At 33.6% G+C, this 20,748-nt stretch carries 21 protein-coding genes; 9 read left to right on the forward strand and 12 right to left on the reverse strand.

What is annotated here, in order from left to right; genetic code table 11:
* Positions 1-75 precede the first annotated feature (75 nt).
* From AC1RRQ_RS15610 to hflX, 6 genes are all read left to right on the forward strand, one after another.
* Positions 76-1,293, forward strand: coding sequence for an MFS transporter (locus AC1RRQ_RS15610; protein ID WP_493023958.1), 1,218 nt, complete (start codon positions 76-78; stop codon positions 1,291-1,293).
* Positions 1,294-1,538: 245 nt separating this feature from the next.
* The gene (locus tag AC1RRQ_RS15615; protein ID WP_493023960.1) at positions 1,539-2,192 is read left to right on the forward strand and encodes a carboxypeptidase-like regulatory domain-containing protein; all 654 of its coding nucleotides are present in this window, start codon (positions 1,539-1,541) and stop codon (positions 2,190-2,192) included.
* 18 nt (positions 2,193-2,210) lie between these two features.
* Positions 2,211-4,358: a TonB-dependent receptor gene (locus tag AC1RRQ_RS15620; RefSeq protein ID WP_493023962.1), complete on the forward strand. Its 2,148-nt coding sequence runs from the start codon at positions 2,211-2,213 to the stop codon at positions 4,356-4,358.
* Positions 4,359-4,377: 19 nt separating this feature from the next.
* Positions 4,378-5,727, forward strand: a complete 1,350-nt coding sequence (locus AC1RRQ_RS15625) for a DUF5689 domain-containing protein (RefSeq protein WP_493023964.1) — start codon at positions 4,378-4,380, stop codon at positions 5,725-5,727.
* Between the two features lie 139 nt (positions 5,728-5,866).
* Positions 5,867-6,724 carry a hypothetical protein gene (locus AC1RRQ_RS15630; protein WP_493023965.1) on the forward strand — a complete coding sequence of 286 codons (858 nt, stop codon included), beginning with the start codon at positions 5,867-5,869 and terminating at the stop codon, positions 6,722-6,724.
* Between the two features lie 143 nt (positions 6,725-6,867).
* Positions 6,868-8,103 (forward strand): GTPase HflX, encoded by a 1,236-nt coding sequence (gene hflX, locus AC1RRQ_RS15635; protein WP_493023967.1) that lies wholly within the window; start codon positions 6,868-6,870, stop codon positions 8,101-8,103.
* A 166-nt stretch (positions 8,104-8,269) separates the two neighbouring features.
* Here the strand turns inward: hflX and AC1RRQ_RS15640 are convergent, their stop codons facing one another.
* The 6 genes from AC1RRQ_RS15640 to AC1RRQ_RS15665 form a co-directional block, all read right to left on the reverse strand.
* Positions 8,270-9,220, reverse strand: a complete 951-nt coding sequence (locus tag AC1RRQ_RS15640) for a DUF3078 domain-containing protein (protein ID WP_493023968.1) — start codon at positions 9,218-9,220, stop codon at positions 8,270-8,272.
* A gap of 76 nt (positions 9,221-9,296) precedes the next feature.
* Positions 9,297-9,806, reverse strand: coding sequence for a DUF2480 family protein (locus AC1RRQ_RS15645; RefSeq protein WP_493023969.1), 510 nt, complete (start codon positions 9,804-9,806; stop codon positions 9,297-9,299).
* A gap of 131 nt (positions 9,807-9,937) precedes the next feature.
* On the reverse strand, positions 9,938-10,261 hold the full coding sequence (locus AC1RRQ_RS15650) for an SUF system Fe-S cluster assembly protein (protein ID WP_071636312.1): 324 nt from the start codon (positions 10,259-10,261) through the stop codon (positions 9,938-9,940).
* Positions 10,262-10,351: 90 nt separating this feature from the next.
* A complete protein-coding gene (locus tag AC1RRQ_RS15655) occupies positions 10,352-10,777 on the reverse strand; it encodes a SufE family protein (RefSeq protein ID WP_134148336.1) in 426 nt (141 codons plus the stop codon).
* 2 nt (positions 10,778-10,779) lie between these two features.
* Positions 10,780-11,205 carry a hypothetical protein gene (locus AC1RRQ_RS15660; protein WP_493023971.1) on the reverse strand — a complete coding sequence of 142 codons (426 nt, stop codon included), beginning with the start codon at positions 11,203-11,205 and terminating at the stop codon, positions 10,780-10,782.
* 12 nt (positions 11,206-11,217) lie between these two features.
* Positions 11,218-12,432: an aminotransferase class V-fold PLP-dependent enzyme gene (locus AC1RRQ_RS15665; protein WP_493023972.1), complete on the reverse strand. Its 1,215-nt coding sequence runs from the start codon at positions 12,430-12,432 to the stop codon at positions 11,218-11,220.
* 220 nt (positions 12,433-12,652) lie between these two features.
* Here AC1RRQ_RS15665 and AC1RRQ_RS15670 point away from each other — a divergent pair, with 220 nt between their 5' ends.
* Entirely contained in the window at positions 12,653-14,002 is a 1,350-nt protein-coding gene (locus AC1RRQ_RS15670; protein ID WP_493023974.1) for a serine hydrolase domain-containing protein, read from the forward strand.
* Between the two features lie 3 nt (positions 14,003-14,005).
* Complete coding sequence (locus AC1RRQ_RS15675) at positions 14,006-14,476, forward strand: hypothetical protein (RefSeq protein WP_493023976.1); 471 nt, start codon at positions 14,006-14,008, stop codon at positions 14,474-14,476.
* 130 nt (positions 14,477-14,606) lie between these two features.
* Here AC1RRQ_RS15675 and sufD read toward each other — a convergent pair whose 3' ends face one another.
* From sufD to AC1RRQ_RS15705, 6 genes are all read right to left on the reverse strand, one after another.
* Positions 14,607-15,923: a Fe-S cluster assembly protein SufD gene (sufD, locus tag AC1RRQ_RS15680; protein WP_493023977.1), complete on the reverse strand. Its 1,317-nt coding sequence runs from the start codon at positions 15,921-15,923 to the stop codon at positions 14,607-14,609.
* A 66-nt stretch (positions 15,924-15,989) separates the two neighbouring features.
* Entirely contained in the window at positions 15,990-16,736 is a 747-nt protein-coding gene (gene sufC, locus AC1RRQ_RS15685) for a Fe-S cluster assembly ATPase SufC (RefSeq protein ID WP_029271512.1), read from the reverse strand.
* 12 nt (positions 16,737-16,748) lie between these two features.
* On the reverse strand, positions 16,749-17,237 hold the full coding sequence (locus AC1RRQ_RS15690) for a flavodoxin family protein (protein WP_493023978.1): 489 nt from the start codon (positions 17,235-17,237) through the stop codon (positions 16,749-16,751).
* A gap of 37 nt (positions 17,238-17,274) precedes the next feature.
* Positions 17,275-17,478, reverse strand: a complete 204-nt coding sequence (locus AC1RRQ_RS15695; RefSeq protein ID WP_493023979.1) for a DUF2683 family protein — start codon at positions 17,476-17,478, stop codon at positions 17,275-17,277.
* A 76-nt stretch (positions 17,479-17,554) separates the two neighbouring features.
* Positions 17,555-19,003: a Fe-S cluster assembly protein SufB gene (gene sufB, locus AC1RRQ_RS15700; RefSeq protein ID WP_493023980.1), complete on the reverse strand. Its 1,449-nt coding sequence runs from the start codon at positions 19,001-19,003 to the stop codon at positions 17,555-17,557.
* Positions 19,004-19,080: 77 nt separating this feature from the next.
* Positions 19,081-19,410: a HesB/IscA family protein gene (locus AC1RRQ_RS15705; RefSeq protein ID WP_493023981.1), complete on the reverse strand. Its 330-nt coding sequence runs from the start codon at positions 19,408-19,410 to the stop codon at positions 19,081-19,083.
* Between the two features lie 375 nt (positions 19,411-19,785).
* Here AC1RRQ_RS15705 and AC1RRQ_RS15710 point away from each other — a divergent pair, with 375 nt between their 5' ends.
* Entirely contained in the window at positions 19,786-20,712 is a 927-nt protein-coding gene (locus AC1RRQ_RS15710; RefSeq protein WP_493023982.1) for a DUF8428 domain-containing protein, read from the forward strand.
* Positions 20,713-20,748: the final 36 nt, after the last annotated feature.

Here is a 20,748-nt window from a genome sequence, read left to right on the forward strand (position 1 = left end):
CCGAACAATTTGTATCTTTAAGTAAATACGCAGGTTTTTTGTACTTTTATATTATAATCCCAAAACGCATTAATTTTGATAAATTTTAATCCATTACAACTTTTTCAGACAAAAGGAAAAATCAAGAAAGTTTTTAGAGAAGCCAAAGCTTCCTATTTAAACCGAATTCGTTTTGCCGTTGGAATGTTTTATTTTGGAATGGGATTGAGTTTTGCAACCTGGGCAAGCAGGATTCCGGATATTAAAACAGCTTTGCATTTAACCGAAGGAGATTTAGGTTCGATACTTTTTGCCCTGCCAATGGGGCAGTTAATCATTATGCCTTTCTCAGGAAAAATGGTAACTAAATTTGGAAGCCACCGAATTTTAGTTTTCTCTTTAATTATGTATGTTTTATGCCTTGCCAACTTAGGTTTGGCCACAACAGCATTGCAATTATCATTGGGTTTATTTTTGTTTGGCTTATTTGGAAACTTAGCCAATATTGCCGTAAACACGCAAGGCGTTTATACCGAAGAACTTTTCAAAAAAACAATTATGTCCTCTTTTCACGGAATGTGGAGCTTTGCAGGATTCACAGGAGCCTTAGTAGGATTAGGAATGCTGGCTTTACATTTATCGCCTTTGCATCATTTTCTAATTGTTGGAGTTGTGGTATTGCTAATGGTAGGTTTCAATTTTAAATTTTTGATCAGAGCCAAAGAAAAAATCAAACATACAACCAAAAAGAAAAAAATATTTACAAAACCTGACAGCGCTTTAATCTGGCTGGGCGTAATTGGTTTTTGCAGCATGGCCAGCGAAGGAGTAATGTTTGACTGGAGTGGTGTTTACTTTAAAGATATCGTGCAGGCACCAGGGCCTTTAGTAATTTTAGGCTATACTTCATTTATGATTATGATGGCTGGCGGAAGATTTTTAGGCGACGGAATGATCAATAAATTCGGGCGTGAACGAGTAATGCAAATTAGTGGTATTATGATTTCTGCCGGACTTTTTACAGCCGTTTTTCTTCCATATATTATTCCGTGTACTATTGCATTTATGGCAGTAGGTTTAGGAGTTGCGACTATTGTACCAACCGTTTACAGCATGGCCGGAAAAAACCCGACAGTGCCGCCGGGAGAAGCTTTAACGATAGTTTCTAGCGTTAGTTTCTTAGGATTTTTGATGGGACCACCGGTAATTGGTCATATCGCTCAAAACTTTGGATTGCAGTTTTCTTTTGCTTTTATCGGAATCTTTGGTGTTCTAATCGCTTTTATGGTTTCAAAAATTAGAACTACATCATAGTTTATTAGCCACTCCCGATAGCTATCGGGATTACGGATTAAACAGATTTTTCACTGCTTTTTTATACTTAAGTTGATAATTAATTTTTTTTGTAAGAATTTATTTTCTTTTAAAATATTTTTATACATTTGAATTCTGTCTTGTTTGTATTACCATTAAGACAAATGCTTTTCCAATAAACCAATTTTATCTTTTGAATAAGGATTAATATCCTAAAAACAAATTTCAAAGTAATTGGATTTTTAATGGTTAAGAAATACGCAGTTTTTTTTATTTTATGGTCTTTTAGTTTTGCTTTTTCACAAAAGGAAATTACAGTAACAGGAATTGTTATTGATGCTCGAACACAGAATCCGTTAGAAAATGTAGTGGTAACAATACAGAATACGGCTGTCATGCAGCTTACATCAAAAGAAGGGAAATTTGAACTTCATATATTTCCAAAAAAAGAACAGCTCCTTTTACTTAGAAACCAAGGTTACAAAGATTTTCTTTTAAAACTTCAGTCTAATTTAGAACAGAACATTAATCTTGGGATTTTACAATTAGAAGATACCTATTCAGATGAAGTTCCTGCTGCATTAATTACATTATTAGACAGTGATTTATCTGATGATAATAGTTCATCTGAAATGACTTCCGGTCTTTTACAATCATCAAAAGATGCTTTTATGCAGGCTTCGGCATTTAATTGGGGTCAAGCCCGATTTAGGATTCGAGGTCTTGACAGCGAAAACGGAACCATGATGCTAAACGGAATGACCATGAATAAAATTTACGATGGCAGACCGCAATGGAGTAATTGGGGCGGTTTAAATAATGTACTTCGTAATCAGGATTTTTCAGTAGGAACTGCGTCCTCAAATTATACTTTTGGAGGTATTTTAGGAACCCAGTAAATCTTTACCCGTGCTTCTTTGTATAGAAAAGGAGGATCGCTTACTTTTTCTGGAAGTAATACAAATTATAGCTGGCGTGCGATTGGAACTTATGCTTCCGGAATGAACGCTTCGGGCTGGGCTTATGTTATTTCTGCTGGAAAAAGATGGGCTGACGAAGCCTATTTTGAAGGAACAAATTTCAATGCCGATTCTTTTTTTATTAGCATTGAAAAGAAACTAAGCAGCAAACACGCACTTAATTTTACCGGATTTTACACGCCAAATTCCCGAGGAAAAAATTCTCCGAATACGCAGGAAGTAAAAGACTTGATGGGAGAAAAATACAATTCGTACTGGGGATTCCAAAATGGTGAAAAGCGAAACGCAAGAGTAAAAACCGTCGAAGAACCGCTCTTTATGCTGAATCATTATTTTAAAATTGATGATAAAACAAATCTCAATTCGAGCGTTATGTATCAATTTGGGAAAGTGGGTAACAGTTCTATCGATTATCAAAATGCCGACAGCCCGGATCCGGTTTATTATAGAAAAATGCCGAGTTATTTCAGCTCGCTTTACGCAAAAGACCAAGGTGAATTTTCAGGCGCATTTACTCCGGATTATGAAAATGCAGAGAAAAGCCGTGTTACATTTTTGGCCAATTCCCAAATTGATTGGAATGCCATGTATCTGGCAAATCAAACGCTGGGACCAAACGGTTATGAACCAGCTCAAAGTCATTATGCTTTATATGAAGACAGAACAGACGATCAAACTTTTGCCGCAAATTCTAATTTAAATACACAGCTTACTCCAAATATTTCTTTTGATGGAGGAGTTACGTATCGCAATTTAAAATCGCATAATTTTCAATACTTATTAGATCTTTTGGGAGGAAAATATTTTGAAGATATCGATCCGTTTTACAAAGGAGATCTTTCGCAATCTGATCTTCAAAATCCAAACAGAAAGGTAAAAGAAGGCGATATTTACGGTTATAATTACAATTTTTTAGCCAACACGATTGATGCTTTTACGCAGTTTAAATTTTCGTATAACAGAACCGAATTTTATTTGGCACAATCGTATTCAATGTCAAATTATCAAAGGGAAGGATTGTATCAAAACGGACTTTATTCAACCACTTCTTTAGGAAAAAGCGAGAAAGTAAATTTCGAAAATTTCGGATTCAAAGGCGGATTTACCTATAGAATTTCAGGAAAACAATGGTTGTTTTTTAATGGTGCACATTTAACGAGAGCACCTACACTTCGAAATACATTTTCTAATTCACGCTTAAATAATAATATCGTCAACGGAATCGAAAGTGAAAATATAAGCAGTGCCGAAGCCAATTATGTCTATCGTTCTCCAAAAATGAAATTGCGTTTAACAGCTTATTATACTTTAATTAAAAATACATCCAAAACTTCTTTTTTCTATGCTGAGGGAATTTTTGATAACGGAGCCGGTTACGATGCTACAGATGCTTTTGTCAGTCAGACTTTAACGAAATTAGATAAGAAAAATACAGGCGCAGAATTGAGTTTTGAGTATCAAATTTCTGCTACACTTAAAACAACTTTAAGCGCTGCCTATGGTAATTATATTTACAACAGCGATCCAAATGTATCGATTACCAACGATGCAAATGCAGCAAAAGATGGAGCGCAGACTACTTTTGATTTCGGAAAATCCTATCTTAAAAACTACAAACAAGCTGGGACGCCTCAAAATGCAGTTTCATTAGGTTTAGAATATCGCGATCCGAAATTTTGGTGGCTTGGAACCAATATTAATTATTTATCTGATAATTATATGGATGTTTCGCCAATTTCAAGAACAGCACAATTCTACATTAATCCGGCAAACGGATTTCCTTTCCCCGAAGCAACATCCCAAAGAGGAAATGAATTATTAAAACAAGAAAAATTTGATCCGGTTACTTTATTAAATATCAACGGAGGAAAATCCTGGAGAGTACATAAAAAGTACATCGGACTTTTTGCCAGCGTCAACAATGTTTTGAATTCAGTTTACAAAACAGGCGGTTTTGAGCAGGCTCGAAATGCAAATTTTAGAGCTTTAAATCAGGACGTATGGAGTGGAACGCCTTCATTTGGACCAAAATATTATTACGGTTACGGAAGAACTTATTTTTTAAATCTTACAATCGGTTTATAATCGAAAAAACGTATTTGTCATGAAAAACATAGTTTTAAATTTATTTTTAGGAACATCATTATTACTTATCTGCAGTTGTAATAATGAAATCGAAACACCACAATTAGCCTGTACACAGCCAGATTTTAAAGTGAATAAAACGGTAGAAAAAGTACATGAACTTTCGGGCAATACAGCGAAACAATATTTGTACGACGATATAATCGAAGCTTATGTAGTTTCAAGTGATGAAGGCGGGAATTTTTTTAAAAGTATTTCATTGCAGACAAAAGCTTCACCTATAATTCCGGCAATTGGTTTTAGCGTTCCGGTTGATGTTTCCAATACTTATATAGATTATCGAGTGGGTAATAAAGTGTATGTAAAAATGAAAAATCAATTTACAGATTTATATTATGGCGCGTTAAGAATTGGAAGTTTATATGTAAGCAATGCTGGAGATCCAACAGTAGGTAGAATTTCTCAAAATGAGTTTAAAAATGTGCTTAATGCGTCCTGCACTATCATTGATGAAAATCAATTAGTAGAATCACTTTCTATTGAAGAAGCATTAGATGATCGCAAATTAAATACTCTAATTGAACTCAATGATGTAGAATTTACAGAAGCTGCAATTGGGCGTCATTATTTTGAAGAAACTAACAACGTAGGAGGATCAACAAACTGGAATCTGCGTGATAAAACCGGAAATCAAATTATTTTTAGAACAAGCAGTTATGCAAAATTTGCAGATCATTTTGTGCCGGAAGGAAGCGGAAAAGTGAGAGGAATTCTAACAAAGTTTGGTACAGATTATCAATTAATGGTTCGTTCTGAAAATGATATCGCAATGAACGGAAAAAGAAATGTACCTTTTTTTGCAGAAGATTTTCAGTCGGTTAAAAACAATGTCAATTTTGCACTTCCGGGCTGGAGTAATATTGTCGAAAAAGCATCAAAATTATGGAAAAGCATGGTTTACGCAGGTAATGGTTACGCCGAATTTAACACTACGAGCACAACAGCAGCAGAAAATATTGCCTGGCTGGTTTCGCCTAAAATTAATTTGGCTGGATATAAAAATGCAGTACTTTCTTTTAGAAGTGCTCAACACGATTTAAAAGTCGATTCGCCTTTAAATACACTCGAAGTATATGTCTCAACCAATTTTGACGGTTCAAGCGTGAACAAAGCAAAATGGACAAGATTAGAAGCAAAAGTTCCTACGCTTTTAAATCCTTCACGTGAATTTATGAGTTCCGGCGGGATCGATTTATCGGCCTATTCTGGAAACATAAATATTGCGTTTAGATATGTTGGTTCCGGAAAAGATAAAACACTTAACGGTGCCTTTATGGTCGATGATATTAAGATTTTTGGCGAGAAGTAAAAGAATAAAAAAAATTGAATTAAGATAAACGACTGATTTGTAAATGTATATTTTAATAAAGTTTCTTTTTTAAGGTTTAAATTGTTAATTTCTGACAGAATTTTGTATTTTGGTCATCCCAAATCAATACAAAAATACCATGAAAACCTACTTTATTGCCATCGTAATGATGGTGTTTCCATTCTTGATGCATAGTCAGGACAATGTTAGATTAAAGCAGATCAATATTGTAAAAACAAATTACCAAAATTCTAAAGACGGAGAAATTGTCAATAAAACGATGGTCTTTAAAGATGGTAAACTTCAAACCATTACAACTTCAGATGTTGTACAGCACTTTTTCTACAATAAAAACGGATTATTAGATATGACCGTAAAAGACAAAGTAGGAAGCGACTGGAAAGAAGTGGTAAATTATACTTATGATGCTGATAACAATATTACCAAATTTGTAAAAAAATATCAGGAAGGCCCAAATTACATTACCAAAGTGGTTTCGTTTGTTTACGAAGGCGCAAGGATAAAAGTAACGACAAAAAAGAGTACCAATCACCAGAACTTAGTTGATGATATTGAATACCTTGTAGAAAACGGAATTATTGTAAGACGTACTTCTCGCGATAGAAACAAAGCAATTATAGGCAAACTGGAATATGTTTATGTAAACGATAACGTTTCTAGACATAAAGGATTAGTTGGAGATAAAATCTCAAAATCATTTACTTATGATGATAAAAAATCGGTAGACCAGTTAATTGTTCAAAGTCTTTTTGGAGATAATTATAAAGTAATTGTACCCATGATTTCGTATCATGAAGACGAATTTGCTTTTGAATCTATTTCGTATAACAACGAAATGAATTTTAGTCCGTCATCAACAGTTTTAGTTGCTGTAAGCAGAAAATACAAATACAACAAATTAAACTTCCCGATTTCTTGCTCGCAGATTGAGGAAAACGGAATCGTTAAAACAGAGAAAACGTTTATTTACGAATAGTCGTTTTTGAGATAAAATTGTAAGCCATTTACAAATCTTTTGAATAAGATTGTAAATGGCTTATTTTTTAAATAGAATTTAAAATCGCAATTCTGTAATTGTAGTAGATTACAAATGATTAAATTTGTAGCTTATTTTAAGATATGTTAGAGAAAGAAGTTATAAATTTTGAGAAAACGGCCATTGTGGGTATTGTAACTCAAAATCAAAGTGAGGAAAAACTTAACGAATATTTAGACGAATTAGAGTTTTTAACTTTTACCGCTGGCGGCGAAGTTATTAAACGCTTTTCGCAAAAAATGGAACGCCCAAATCCGAAGACTTTTGTAGGTACAGGAAAAATAGATGAAATCAATCTTTTTGTAAAGGAGAATAATATATCTACTTTAATTTTTGACGATGAATTATCTCCATCGCAGCAAAAAAATATTTCAAGAATTATAGACTGCAAAATCCTTGACAGAACAAATTTAATTCTGGATATCTTTGCGCAAAGAGCCGAAACTTCGTATGCAAGAACACAGGTAGAATTGGCGCAATGCCAATATTTATTACCAAGACTTTCTGGTTTATGGACACACCTTGAGCGTCAAAAAGGGGGTATTGGTATGCGTGGTCCTGGTGAAACAGAGATTGAAACGGACAGACGTATCGTGCGTGACCGAATTTCGTTGTTGAAAGAAAAAATTAAAACGATCGATAGACAAATGAGTATTCAGCGCAGCAATCGCGGAGCAATGGTTCGTGTTGCTTTGGTTGGTTATACAAACGTTGGAAAATCGACTTTAATGAATGCGATTGGTAAAAGTGATGTTTTTGTTGAGAATAAATTGTTCGCAACATTAGACACAACAGTTCGAAAAGTAGTGATTAAAAATCTGCCGTTTTTACTTTCAGACACGGTTGGATTTATTCGAAAACTGCCAACACAACTGGTTGATTCTTTTAAAAGTACGCTTGATGAGGTTCGCGAAGCCGACTTGCTTTTGCATGTTGTTGATATTTCGCATCCTGATTTTGAAGATCATATTGAATCTGTAAATCAGACTTTATTAGAAATTAAAAGTAACGATAAACCAACGATTATGGTTTTTAATAAAATCGATGCTTACAGACATCTAACAATTGACGAAGATGATTTGATCACCGAAAAAACTAGAAAACATTATACGCTGGAGGAATGGAAACAAACCTGGATGAGTAATGTTGGAGAAGATAAAGCTTTATTTATTTCGGCAACAAAAAAAGAAAATTTCGAAGAGTTTAGAGAAATGGTTTACGAAGCAGTTCGTCAGATTCACATCACCAGATTTCCATATAATAAATTTTTGTATCCGGATTATAAAGATGCGATTGAAAAAGAAGAGGATCAGGACTAAGTTAATTTACCGCAAAGAGCTCTAAGATTTTTATATTCTAGGGTTTTATTAAAACACAAAGTTCGCATAGCTAAATCTATATAGCTTTGCGAACTTTGTGTTTTTGAGATATTCAATATAACCTTAGCATTCTGTGCGGTAAAATTAAGCGGTTTCTATTTTTAAATTAAAATCCAAAATTAACCCCTAAACCAAATACTTCTCTAGTTTGAAGACCTCTAAAAGCGTTATCATCATAAATCGCCTGGAAGGCTAAATTTGCTGACAAGAACTTGTTGACTTTCATGACAATGTTCAAAGAGTAATTGATGTCTACATTTTGAGGATCTTCTAAATAATTAGAATATAAATTTAATGTATTTTCTGCCGTTACGTTGGTCATGATGGGCAATTTATAATAAACAGAAGCATAAAAACCCAGCTCATATCGCATAGTTTTGCCTTCATCAACTCCAAAATAAGCACCATCTACATAAGGCAGACCAGTAAATCTATCAATTCCACTTGTATAAGCGTTGTCTACAAAAGTGAATTTTGAAGTTAGAGGAGCAAAGTTTATTTTTAAGTTCTCATCTTTAGACCAGTAAATACCAGGTCCAGTAGTAAGATATCCAGGAGACATAAATTTAGTCTGCTCAGTTCTAATTTCTTTACCATTAGCATCCTGACCATAAATATAACCCGTTGTAAACTGAGTTCTAAAGTTTAGAAAGAAAGAGTAGTACCATTCGCCAAAAGCTCTTTTCCCAACAATTGAGTTAAACTCTAAACGGTCATCGGTCTTTTTGCCGAAATCTGTATTTTTAGTTTGTAAAAGCCCGTATGAAGCAAGGATTTTATTATCCCAGGTTAAATCGTCTTTTTTATAATTAAAGTCGTAGTTTATTCCTAAAGTTCCGGAAAAACTATCTTCCCCTCCTGCAATCCAGTTATTGAAACTTGATTGGTTTAATAAAAGAGAGACAGTACCTTTTGCTTTCCAACCCTCTTTCTCAATAGTATCATTGATTTTTTTTACAGCTTTTTCTGTGTTTTGAACTAGTTCTTTTTCTGAATTTTGTGCCTCAACATTAGCAAAGTTCGCTAAAATGCATAGTAATAACGCCAGCTTTTTCATCGTTGTTTAATTTAGTATATTATCAAATATACTAAAATCCAATTGAAAACTAAATGATAACTGTTAAAATTGAAAGTTATTTCTTAGGTTCTTTATACAGAGGTACTGCAGAGCATGCTTCGCCATACATAATGCTGCGGGCAAATGGCTGCAAATAGTTTGCGGCTAAAATATAAGCACGCATTGGGACTGGTTTTTTTGAACAGCCTTTTACAATAACGGGTTTACTTTGGTAAACAGAATAATCTATTTTGCTCAGGATTTCTTCGTATAAACTGGAGTCCAGATCTTCGATAGTTCCGTTTACTACTTTTTTTGCAAAAGGTGCCAGCTGAACACTTACTAAAATTAATGCCCAAGCAGGAATTATGGCATCTGTACTGCAATGTACTGCCACATATTGATCTTGGTATTGTGACCAATCGTGATCTTTCAGATGCTCTCTAAAGTCTTTTTCTTTCAATAAAAATCCTTCCAAAAGCCATTGCGAAATGTCAATCTGCACACGCATCCCTTTTGGATAATAATCCTCTAAATCGAAAACTTCTAAAGCACTATTGGCAACTTTATTGATAATTTCTTCCATTTCTTTTTAGTTTTCAGTCGCAGTCGCAGTCGCAGTTAGAACTGTGATTGAGACTGTAAACTGTATATGTTTTAAAGAGTTTTTAGTCATAGTTAAATACTGTAAACTGCGACTGTAAACTGAAAACTTTTTTAAAGCATTCCTAATTCTAATTTTGCTTCTTCGCTCATTAAATCTTTGCTCCAAGGCGGATCGAAAGTAATTTCTACTTCAACATCTTTAATGTTTTCAATAGTTTTTACTTTTTCCTCTACTTCTCTTGGTAAGCTTTCTGCAACCGGGCAGTTTGGCGAAGTAAGTGTCATTAAGATTTTTACTTCGTAATCAGTATTTACCATTACATCGTAAATTAATCCTAACTCATAAATATCAACAGGAATCTCAGGATCGTAAATTCCTTTTAAAACTTTTACGATTGATTCTCCTAACTCGTTGGTGTCTATTTCTTGTTCCATTTTTGTTTTTGTTATTTTTTTTGCCACGAATTTCACGAATTAACGCTAATTTTTAATTTGGGAAATTTGTGAAATTCGTGGCAGAAGAATTTAATTTTTGTTTTTAGCATCAAATGCCAATGCGTACATTTTGATGTTTTTTATCATCGAAACCAAGCCGTTTGCGCGTGTTGCTGATAAATGTTCTTTTAATCCAATTTCGTCTATAAATTCAGTATCAGCATTGATAATGTCCGATGCTTTTTGATTAGAGAAAGCACGAATTAAAATAGCAATAATTCCTTTAGTCAAAATAGCGTCACTGTCTGCGGTGAAAACAATTTTATCATCGTTTTGCTCACCTTGCAGCCAAACTTTTGACTGGCATCCTTTAATTAAATTTTCGTCGGTTTTGTATTCTTCTTTAATTAACGGAAGACTTTTTCCTAGTTCGATAATATATTCATAACGCTGCATCCAGTCGTCGAACATCGAAAATTCGTCTATTATTTCGTTTTGAATTTCTTTTATTGTCATAATTATTCTTTAGCAAAATCAACCAGTAAATTTACCAGTTTTTCTATTTCCTTTGGAGGGAAACCATTATCGAAACCTGCCGTTTCGTATGTTTTTTGATTTTGAGTTATTTTTAAATTTCCAATCGCTGCACCATCATGAAAACGTTTTTCTGTTGGCGCTTTTAAGGCCGAAAGAGTGTTTAAATTTATTTTAGAAAATTCGGCAGTAATTTTATTCCATTTAGCATTATCAATTTTGCTTTCAACCGGTTGTTGATCTCTCCCGTTTGTAACAGAAACTGTTTTGTTTTGAACCACAATTTTCTTGAAATATCCTCTTGACATAGCAGAATATTCAATTTGCGTTGAAGTTAAATCTGCTTTTTTCTGGCTTGAACAGCTCGTTGCAAATACGATAGTTAAAAGTAATAAAGACAATATTCTCATATAGATGTTTTTTTAGCTTAACATTGTTTGTGCTTTTTTAACGGCATCGACCATTTGATCAATTTCTTCTTTGGTATTATAAAATGAGAAAGAAGCGCGAATCGTTCCCGGAATACAGAAGAAATTCATAATTGGCTGTGCGCAATGATGTCCGGTTCTAACTGCAATTCCTAACTTATCAATAATAGAACCAACGTCATACGGATGAATTCCATCAATATTAAACGATATTACCGAAGCTTTATTCTTTCCTGTTCCGTAGATTCTTAAACCTTCAATTTCAGATAAACGTTTTGTAGCGTATTCTAAAAGTTCGTGTTCGTATTCCTGTATATTTTCGAAACCAATATTGTTTAAATAATCAATAGCAGTTCCTAAAACAATGCCGCCAGCAATATTGGGTGTTCCGGCTTCAAATTTATGAGGAAGATCTGCGTAAGTTGTTTTTTCGAAAGTAACTTCTTTGATCATTTCACCTCCGCCCTGATAAGGAGGAAGTTTGTTCAGCCATTCTTCTTTACCATATAAAATCCCAGTTCCGGTTGGACCGCACATTTTATGACCTGAAAAAGCATAAAAATCGCAGTCTAATTCCTGAACATTAGGTTTTAAATGCGGTACAGCCTGCGCTCCGTCAATTAAAACAGCAGCGCCAACAGCGTGAGCTTTATCGATGATATATTTTATTGGATTAATAATTCCAAGTGCATTTGAAATATGATTTACCGTAACCACTTTTGTTTTTTCTGAAAGTAGTGCGTCAAATTCTTCGATGATTAATTCACCGTTTTCATTCATCGGAATAACGTTTAAAGTTGCTCCCGTTTTTTCGCATAACATCTGCCAAGGCACAATATTACTATGATGTTCTAACGAAGAAACGATTACTTCGTCACCCGATTTTAAGATAGAAGCAAAACCATTTGTAACCAAGTTGATTCCGAATGTTGTTCCCGAAGTAAAAAGTACTTCATGAGCATGTTTTGCATTTATATGTTCTTTTACTTTGCCGCGAGAAATCTCGTAAGCATCAGTAGCTAACTGGCTTAAAGTGTGAACGCCGCGGTGAATATTGGCATTAATTTCCTGATAGTATTTTACCTCGGCATCAATCACGATTTGTGGTTTTTGCGAAGTAGCACCGTTATCGAAATATACTAAAGGTTTTCCGTTTACAGTTTGTGAAAGTATCGGAAAATCAGCTCTTATTTTTTGAATATCTAGCATGTCTTATTTAGAAAAAATCTATTTACAAAAGTACTAAAACTAAATTTGTTTATACAGCAATTCTATAATTTCCTTTTATGGTGCGATTGTTACAAGGTGCAAATGCTGATTCCGTAAAAAACGATTCAGTTTTCTGAATTATCCGAATCAGATTTATAATTTGAGTTCTAAAATCGTGAACATAAATTATTTATATTGCATTAAAAATATCTAAATCATCATGAAAAAATTTCTCAAAGTACTTTTGCTTGTTTTGGTTCTTGCTTTTTTGTATTTCGGATTTACAACTTATCCGAAACTGGATTTAATCTCTGGTTTTTCGGCCAAGAGTGTAGCGTCAGGGCATTTTATAGACAACCGTCCGCTTGATTTAATTGAAAAAACAGACAATGACATCGATATGATCGATTTGGCTAAAAATTCAATTAATGAGGCCGGAAAGTTTGCCACTTCAAACGTTTATGGTTTAAAAGAAAGAAAAGCGATTTACAGAGAAGGTCTAGGTGCGATTTTGATTAATGATGACTTTGATGTTTCAAAACCATATCTGCTTCCAAAGAGAACGAAACTAGAAAATAATCTTCCTTTTCCTTACGGAAATAATGAGCCAAAAGATTCTGCTTTCGCGAATGTGGATTATGCAAAATTGAAAAAAGCAATTGATGATTCTTTCGATAAAGATGGCGGAAAAGCAAAACGTACACGTGCCGTTGTAGTTTTATATAAAGACAAATTAATCGGAGAAAAATACGATACAGGTTTTAATAAAGATAGCAAAATTTTAGGCTGGTCAATGACAAAAAGTATCACAAGTTCCGCTTTTGGAGTTTTGGCTAAACAAGGAAAAATCGATATCTATAAACCAGCCCCAATTGCAGAGTGGAAAAACGACGATCGAAAAATTATTACGATTAATGATTTGCTCCACATGAATTCAGGTTTGGAATGGGAAGAGAATTACAGTACTATCTGCGATGCGACCCAAATGCTTTTTCAGGCCGAAGATATGGGAAAAGTACAATTGGATAAACCAGCGCAATTTAAACCTAATACACATTGGAATTATTCATCAGGAACAACCAATTTATTGTCTCTCATTTTAAGAAGACAATTTAAAACGCAGCAAGAATATCTTAATTTTTGGTATAGCGCCGTAATCGACAAAATCGGAATGAACTCGATGATTGTCGAGCAAGATATGTCGGGAACCTTTGTTGGTTCATCTTACGGATGGGCAACGCCAAGAGACTGGTCAAAATTTGGATTATTATACCTAAGAAAAGGAAATTGGAACGGCGAACAGATTCTGGATGAAAGCTGGATAAAATATACCGCAACACCAACAAATACTTCTGATGGAAAATACGGAGCACAATTTTGGTTAAACGCCGGAGGAAAATTCCCGGATGTTCCTAGAGATATGTTTTATTGCAGTGGATATCAAGGACAAATGGTAGCGATTATTCCGTCTTTGGATATGGTTATTGTGAGAATGGGAGTGAAGGAAGAAGAACCTGGATTTGATTTTAATGGGTTTTTAAAAGGGATAATTGAGAGTGTGAAGAAATAGTAAATGGCAATTTTAAAAAGAATAGAAAATGATGAGCTTTATTTATATATGAATGGAGTTCTTATTTATAAACGTTGGTTGAGTACTGGAAAATCAAAAATATTTGACATAATGTCTTATGATAAGTATACGCTAATGAGTTATAAAGATTTACAGTTTGAAAATTCAAATGAATTATTATCTGTTAAAGCTAGAATTAGATTAAAAGATGCGACAGAAGGCGGAAGGCGTACAGGAATTATGAGTGGTTATAGACCTGATCATGTTTTTGAGTATGGAAAAGATGGAAAAATAAATCAAGCTTTTATGGGAGATATTATTTTTGAAAATCAAACAACTATTGAACCAGGAGAAGAAAAGGTAGTTACAGTCAGATTTTTACTCAATCAGCCAATTGAAAAATATCTTAATAAAGGACAAATTTGGTCAATTTATGAAGGACCAAATTTGATTGGAAATGCAGAAATTTTATAAGTATTACAGATGATTAACCGCAAAGACGCCAAGTAAAAAGCGCAAAGTTCGCAAAGTTTTGTAATAAACCTTTGCGAACTTTGCATTAATCTTTGCTCCCGATAGCTATCGGGATTGCGGTTAAACAATACTACAAATCAAATCCTAAATTCACGCCTAATTTTGTAGCAATGATTTTAGTAATTCTTTGTTTTAATTCTGGTATTTTGATGCTTTCGATAACGGCATTTGAGAATGCGTACATCAATAAAGCTTTTGCTTCTTTTTGAGGAATACCACGAGACTGCATGTAGAACATTGCAGTTTCATCCAATTGTCCAACTGTACAACCATGAGAACATTTTACGTCATCAGCAAAAATCTCTAATTGTGGTTTTGCGTTGATTGTTGCTTTGTCGCTCAATAAAATGTTGTTGCTTTTTTGGAAAGCATTTGTTTTTTGAGCTTCTTTTTCTACCAAAACTTTTCCGTTGAAAACTCCTGTCGAACGATCAGAGAAAATTCCTTTATAATCTTGAAAACTTTCGCAGTTTGGAGTTGCGTGGTTTACCAAAGTATAATGATCAACGTGTTGTTTATCATTTAAGATCGAAATCCCGTTAAGCGTACTTGTCAATCTTTCACCAAAATGATAAAAGTTTAAGTTGTTACGAGTTAAATTTCCACCAAAAGAGAAAGTATGAACATAAGCATGACTTTCTTGTTGTTGCGAAACGTAAGTGTTGTCAATTAAATTGGCTTCACTATTATCGTTTTGAATTTTGTAATAATCAACAATTGCACGTTTTTGAGCAAAAATCTCAGTAACAGAGTTTGTTAAAACTGGATTTTCGTTTAAACTTTGGTGACGCTCAATAATTTGAACATGTGAATTTTCACCCACTATTACCAAATTTCTTGGCTGAACCATTAAAGCCGCTTCATTTCCAGTTGAGAAATACATAATCTCAATTGGTTTATCGGCTACTTTTTTCTTCGGAATATTGATAAAAGCACCTTCAATTGCAAAAGCCGTATTCAATGAAGTCAAGCTGTCATCTTTACTTGCAATTTGATTAAAGTACGTATCAATAACCATTTTATATTTTGGTTTGGTCAATGCCGATGACATTAAACAAACATCGATTCCGTCATGCGTTGTAGAAGACAAATGCGAACTAAAAACGCCATCGATAAATACCAATTTGTAAGTATCAATTTCGTGTAAAAAGTATTTTTTTACCTGATTGAATTCGATTGCATTTTCCTGCTTAGGAAAAACCGTAAAGTCATTTTTTAAGATGGCATTTAGCGATGTATATTTCCAAGCTTCTTCTTTTTTGGTTGGGAAACCTTTATTTTCGAAGTTTTTTAAAGCATTTGTGCGTATGTCATGTAAATCTGAATGTACATCGACACGCTCCTCAAAAGCCATAAAAGACGATACTAATTTTTCTTTTAAATCCATTTTCGTAGTTGTAAGTTATGAGTTATAAGTCATGAGTTTTTGCAAACTGCAAACTGTAACTGTAAACTAGTTTTCTGCTTTAATCCAGTCGTATCCTTTTTCTTCCAATTCGTAAGCCAATTCTTTTCCGCCTGATTTTACGATTCTTCCGTTGTAAAGAACGTGAACGAAATCAGGAACGATATAATCTAACAAACGTTGGTAGTGTGTGATCACAATAATAGCGTTTTTGTCGCTTTTTAATTTGTTTACACCATTAGCCACGATTCTTAATGCGTCGATATCAAGACCAGAATCGGTTTCGTCAAGAATAGCTAATTTTGGCTCTAACATTGCCATTTGGAAAATCTCGTTTCTTTTTTTCTCTCCTCCAGAAAAACCTTCGTTTAAAGAACGAGATAAAAATTTACGATCAATTTCTAATAATTCAGATTTTTCACGAATTACTTTCAACATTTCGTTAGCCGGCATTTCTTCTTGTCCGTTTGCTTTACGAGTTTCGTTGATTGCAGTTTTCATAAAGTTAGTTACACTAACTCCAGGAATTTCTACAGGATATTGAAACGAAAGAAAAACACCTTTATGTGCTCTTTCTTCAGGAGCTAAATCAGCAAGATCTTCTCCGTCAAGAATAACTTCTCCGTCTGTAACTTCATAGTTTTCGTTTCCTGCAATCACTGCAGAAAGTGTACTTTTTCCAGAACCATTTGGTCCCATGATAGCATGTACTTCGCCAGCTTTAACTTCTATATTAATTCCTTTCAGGATTTCTTTATCACCAATTGAGGCGTGAAGGTTTTTTATTGATAACATTGTTTTTTTATTTTATATAAATGTCAATTCTATTTTTGTTTGTTGGTTTAGGATGTTGGCATTAAAATGCGCGTGTCCTAAATATTCCATGCCTAAATAATCGGCAGTTTTTTTAAACGGAATGTAAAAACTTTCCTCTATTTCGTTATCGTGTGAATTTGATATCACGCCAATTTTTTTTCCTCTAAGTTTTCTTCCGGTTTCTTTTTCAATTCGGATTAAATCTGAAAACCGATCAAAAAAGACCTTCATAATTCCGCTCATATTATACCAATAAATGGGCGTTGCAAAAATGAAAGTGTCATGATTTTCGATAATTCTTTTAATCAAAGGCAAAAAATCATCTTCAATATTTTTGCTTTCGTAATCATAATACGAAATATTATAATCACTTAAATTAACTACATCAATATTGTATTCTTTCGAAATTTCATCTACAATTCTTGTTGTATTTCCGTTTTTTCTGGAAGAACCTAAAATGATGACTTTTTTATTTTCCATTAATTACTTATTCGTAATGCCCTTTCAGTGAAAATAATTATTTCCACAATTTGTCTATATCTTCAATATTCATTTTAATACCTCTGCCTTCCTCTATATCTTTTTGTCCTTGTAAAATCTCTTTTACAAATTCGGGATTATATGGTTTTTCTTGCACCTCAATCTCGAATCCAAGACGTTTTGCCAAAGCTTTTAGAAGTGGCAAATCTTTCTTCTTGACATTTTTCAGCATTAAATCCATATTGTCTATTTTTTAAGCTAAAGATTTTCTTTTTTGTTCAAGCAAACAACTTGAAACTTTAAACTTGAAATAAATTTTAACCTACAGAACCTTCTAAAGAAATCTCTAATAATTTTTGAGCTTCAACGGCAAATTCCATTGGCAGTTTGTTTAATACATCTTTGCTGAAACCGTTTACAATTAAGGCGATCGCTTTTTCAGTTGGAATACCTCTTTGGTTGCAATAAAAAACCTGATCTTCTCCAATTTTACTTGTAGTTGCTTCGTGCTCTATTTTTGCTGATGGATTTTTACTTTCGATATAAGGGAAGGTATGCGCTCCGCAATTGTTCCCCATTAACAATGAGTCACATTGAGAAAAGTTACGTGCATTCTCTGCTCTTGGCGAAATCTGTACTAAACCACGGTAACTGTTTTGAGATTTACCAGCCGAAATACCTTTAGAAATAATAGTCGATTTAGTGTTTTTTCCTAAATGGATCATTTTAGTTCCAGTATCAGCTTGTTGGTAATTATTGGTAACGGCGATAGAATAAAATTCTCCTACCGAGTTATCTCCTTTAAGTACGCAAGAAGGATACTTCCAGGTTACAGCAGAACCCGTTTCTACTTGTGTCCAAGAAATTTTAGCGTTTGTTTCGCATAAACCTCTTTTGGTTACGAAGTTATAAACCCCGCCTTTTCCTTCTTTGTTTCCTGGGAACCAGTTTTGAACTGTCGAATATTTAATTTCAGCATCATCAAGAGCGATTAATTCAACCACAGCAGCGTGCAATTGATTTTCGTCACGGCTTGGAGCTGTACATCCTTCAAGGTATGAAACGTAACTTCCAGCGTCAGCAATAACAAGAGTTCTCTCGAATTGTCCTGTTCCTGCCTGATTGATTCTGAAATAAGTTGAAAGTTCCATTGGGCAGCGAACGCCTTTTGGAATATAACAGAAACTTCCGTCAGAGAAAACAGCTGAATTTAATGCAGCGTAAAAATTATCTTTCTGAGGTACAACAGTTCCTAAATATTTTTTTACTAATTCTGGATGTTCTTTGATAGCTTCAGAAATTGGACAGAAAATAATTCCTTTTTCGGCCAATGTTTTCTTGAAAGTTGTTGCTACAGAAACAGAATCGACAACAATATCCATAGCGACATTGTTCATCATTTTTTGTTCGTCAACAGAAATTCCTAACTTTTTGTACATCTCTAAAAGTTCTGGATCTACATCGTCCAGCGTTTTGTTAGGATCTACTTGTTTTGGAGCTGAATAATATGATATTGCCTGAAAATCTGGTTTTTCGTAATGTACGTTTGCCCATTCCGGTTCAATCATTTCTTTCCATGCGCGAAAAGCCTCGATGCGCCATTCGGTCATCCATTCCGGTTCTTCTTTTTTCAGCGAAATAGCTCTTACAATTTCTTCGTTTAAGCCAATAGGGAAAGTCTCAGATTCTATATTGGTATAAAATCCGTATTCATATTCTTTGGTTTCGAGTTCGATTTTTAAATCGTCTTCTGTGTATTTGCTCATTTTGATTTTAAAGATTCAAAGATTTAATTCAGAAATTTCAAAGAATTAACCTTTATTAGTCTTGGTATTCTCTTTTATTATAGTGAAAATGATTCACCGCATCCGCAAGTTCTGCTTGCGTTTGGATTATTGAAAACGAATCCTTTTCCATTTAATCCGCCAGAAAACTCTAAAATTGTTCCGGCTAAATATAGGAATGATTTTTTCTCAACTGCTATTTGTATATCATTATCCACGAATATTTTATCATCATCGCCTTTGGTTTTATCAAACTTTAAATCATAAGACAAACCAGAGCATCCACCACTTTTTACGCCTACTCTTACGTAGTCGATTGCGGCGTCAAAACCATCATCAGTCATCAAATCGATGATTTTCTTTTTGGCTGTATCAGAAACCTTTATCATTGTTTATGGTATTTGTTTTTAATAGATCATTTTAATCTGCATTTAAATAGTAATCAAATTATTACATAAAATTTAAACACCAATTTCTACGTTCAAATGAAATTGTCTGCAAAGATACGACTTAAAAACCTTTTTCCATAACGGTTCACATTATTATAACAAATGTTAAAATAGATAGAACTTATTTTACTAAAAAAAGTTAAAATGAAGTCTCTTTAATTTTACAATAACAATATGTTTTGAAAGAAAAATTCTATTATTTATAAATAATTGATTTTGTGGTGTTTAAGTTGTGATTAAATGATGAAAAAACCGTATTTGTACTTGTTCTGTAGATTAAATTAATGCTATTTTTGTGATAAATTGTGAGAAATCATGAAGAAAAACTACACAAATGAAAGGATAAGAGCATTTTTTGCTATATTTTTTATTTTAGGAATAGGCGCAACATTTTTTTTGTTTAGCAATGAGTTAAAAGAAAGTGCCGAAAAAGCTCAAACAGTTAGGAATAAACCTGAAATCGTTAGATTTAGCAAAGAAAATGATGCTCAAAAAAGTATACTCGATTCTCTAAATGTTTTAAAATTAGAGTACGATGTTGCGCTGCTGGAAAAAACATCATTATCACAACAATTAGAATTTGAAAAGAAGAACGTTCAAAATTTAATGGAAATTATTCAGGCTTCTAAAAATCCTTCCATTACTCAAATACAAATTTTTAGAAAACAGCTTTTAGATTTAAAAACGGCATTGGCAGCCAAAATTACAGAGATTAAAAATTTAAAATCTCAAAACAAAAGCCTGCTCACAGAAATTGAAACTCAAAATGTGGTTATGTACCAGCAGAAAAAAGAGAACGACACTTTAATTTCAAATCAAAAAAAATTAGAGTCGGCTATAAAAGATGCTTCAAAACTGTCTCTGAATAATTTTAAAGTGATTGCGCTCCGCGAAAAAAAATCTGGAAAAGAATTCGAAACGGAGAAAGCCAAAAGTACAAAGAAACTAAAAATCAGTTTTTCGGTTAACGGAAATGCGATTGCCAAAACCGGAAAAAGAGTTTTTTATGTTCAGGTTTTAGATCAAAAAAATACGGTTTTAGGAGAAGATCGATTAATTGAATTCGACGATGACAAAGCTTTAGTTTATAGTTTTATGGTTGCCGTGGATTTTCAGGGAAAACCATTGAATGTTTATGGAGTCTTGAATGCCGATGGAAACGAATTTAAAAAAGGAACTTATTTTGTAAACTTCTTCGATAAACAAGAAATAATGGGAAGTTCTTCTATTACTTTAGAATAAAAACATTTTTTGGCCCACTCCCGATAGATATCGGGA

The organism is Flavobacterium sp. GW821-FHT12A05 (genome assembly GCF_058807735.1).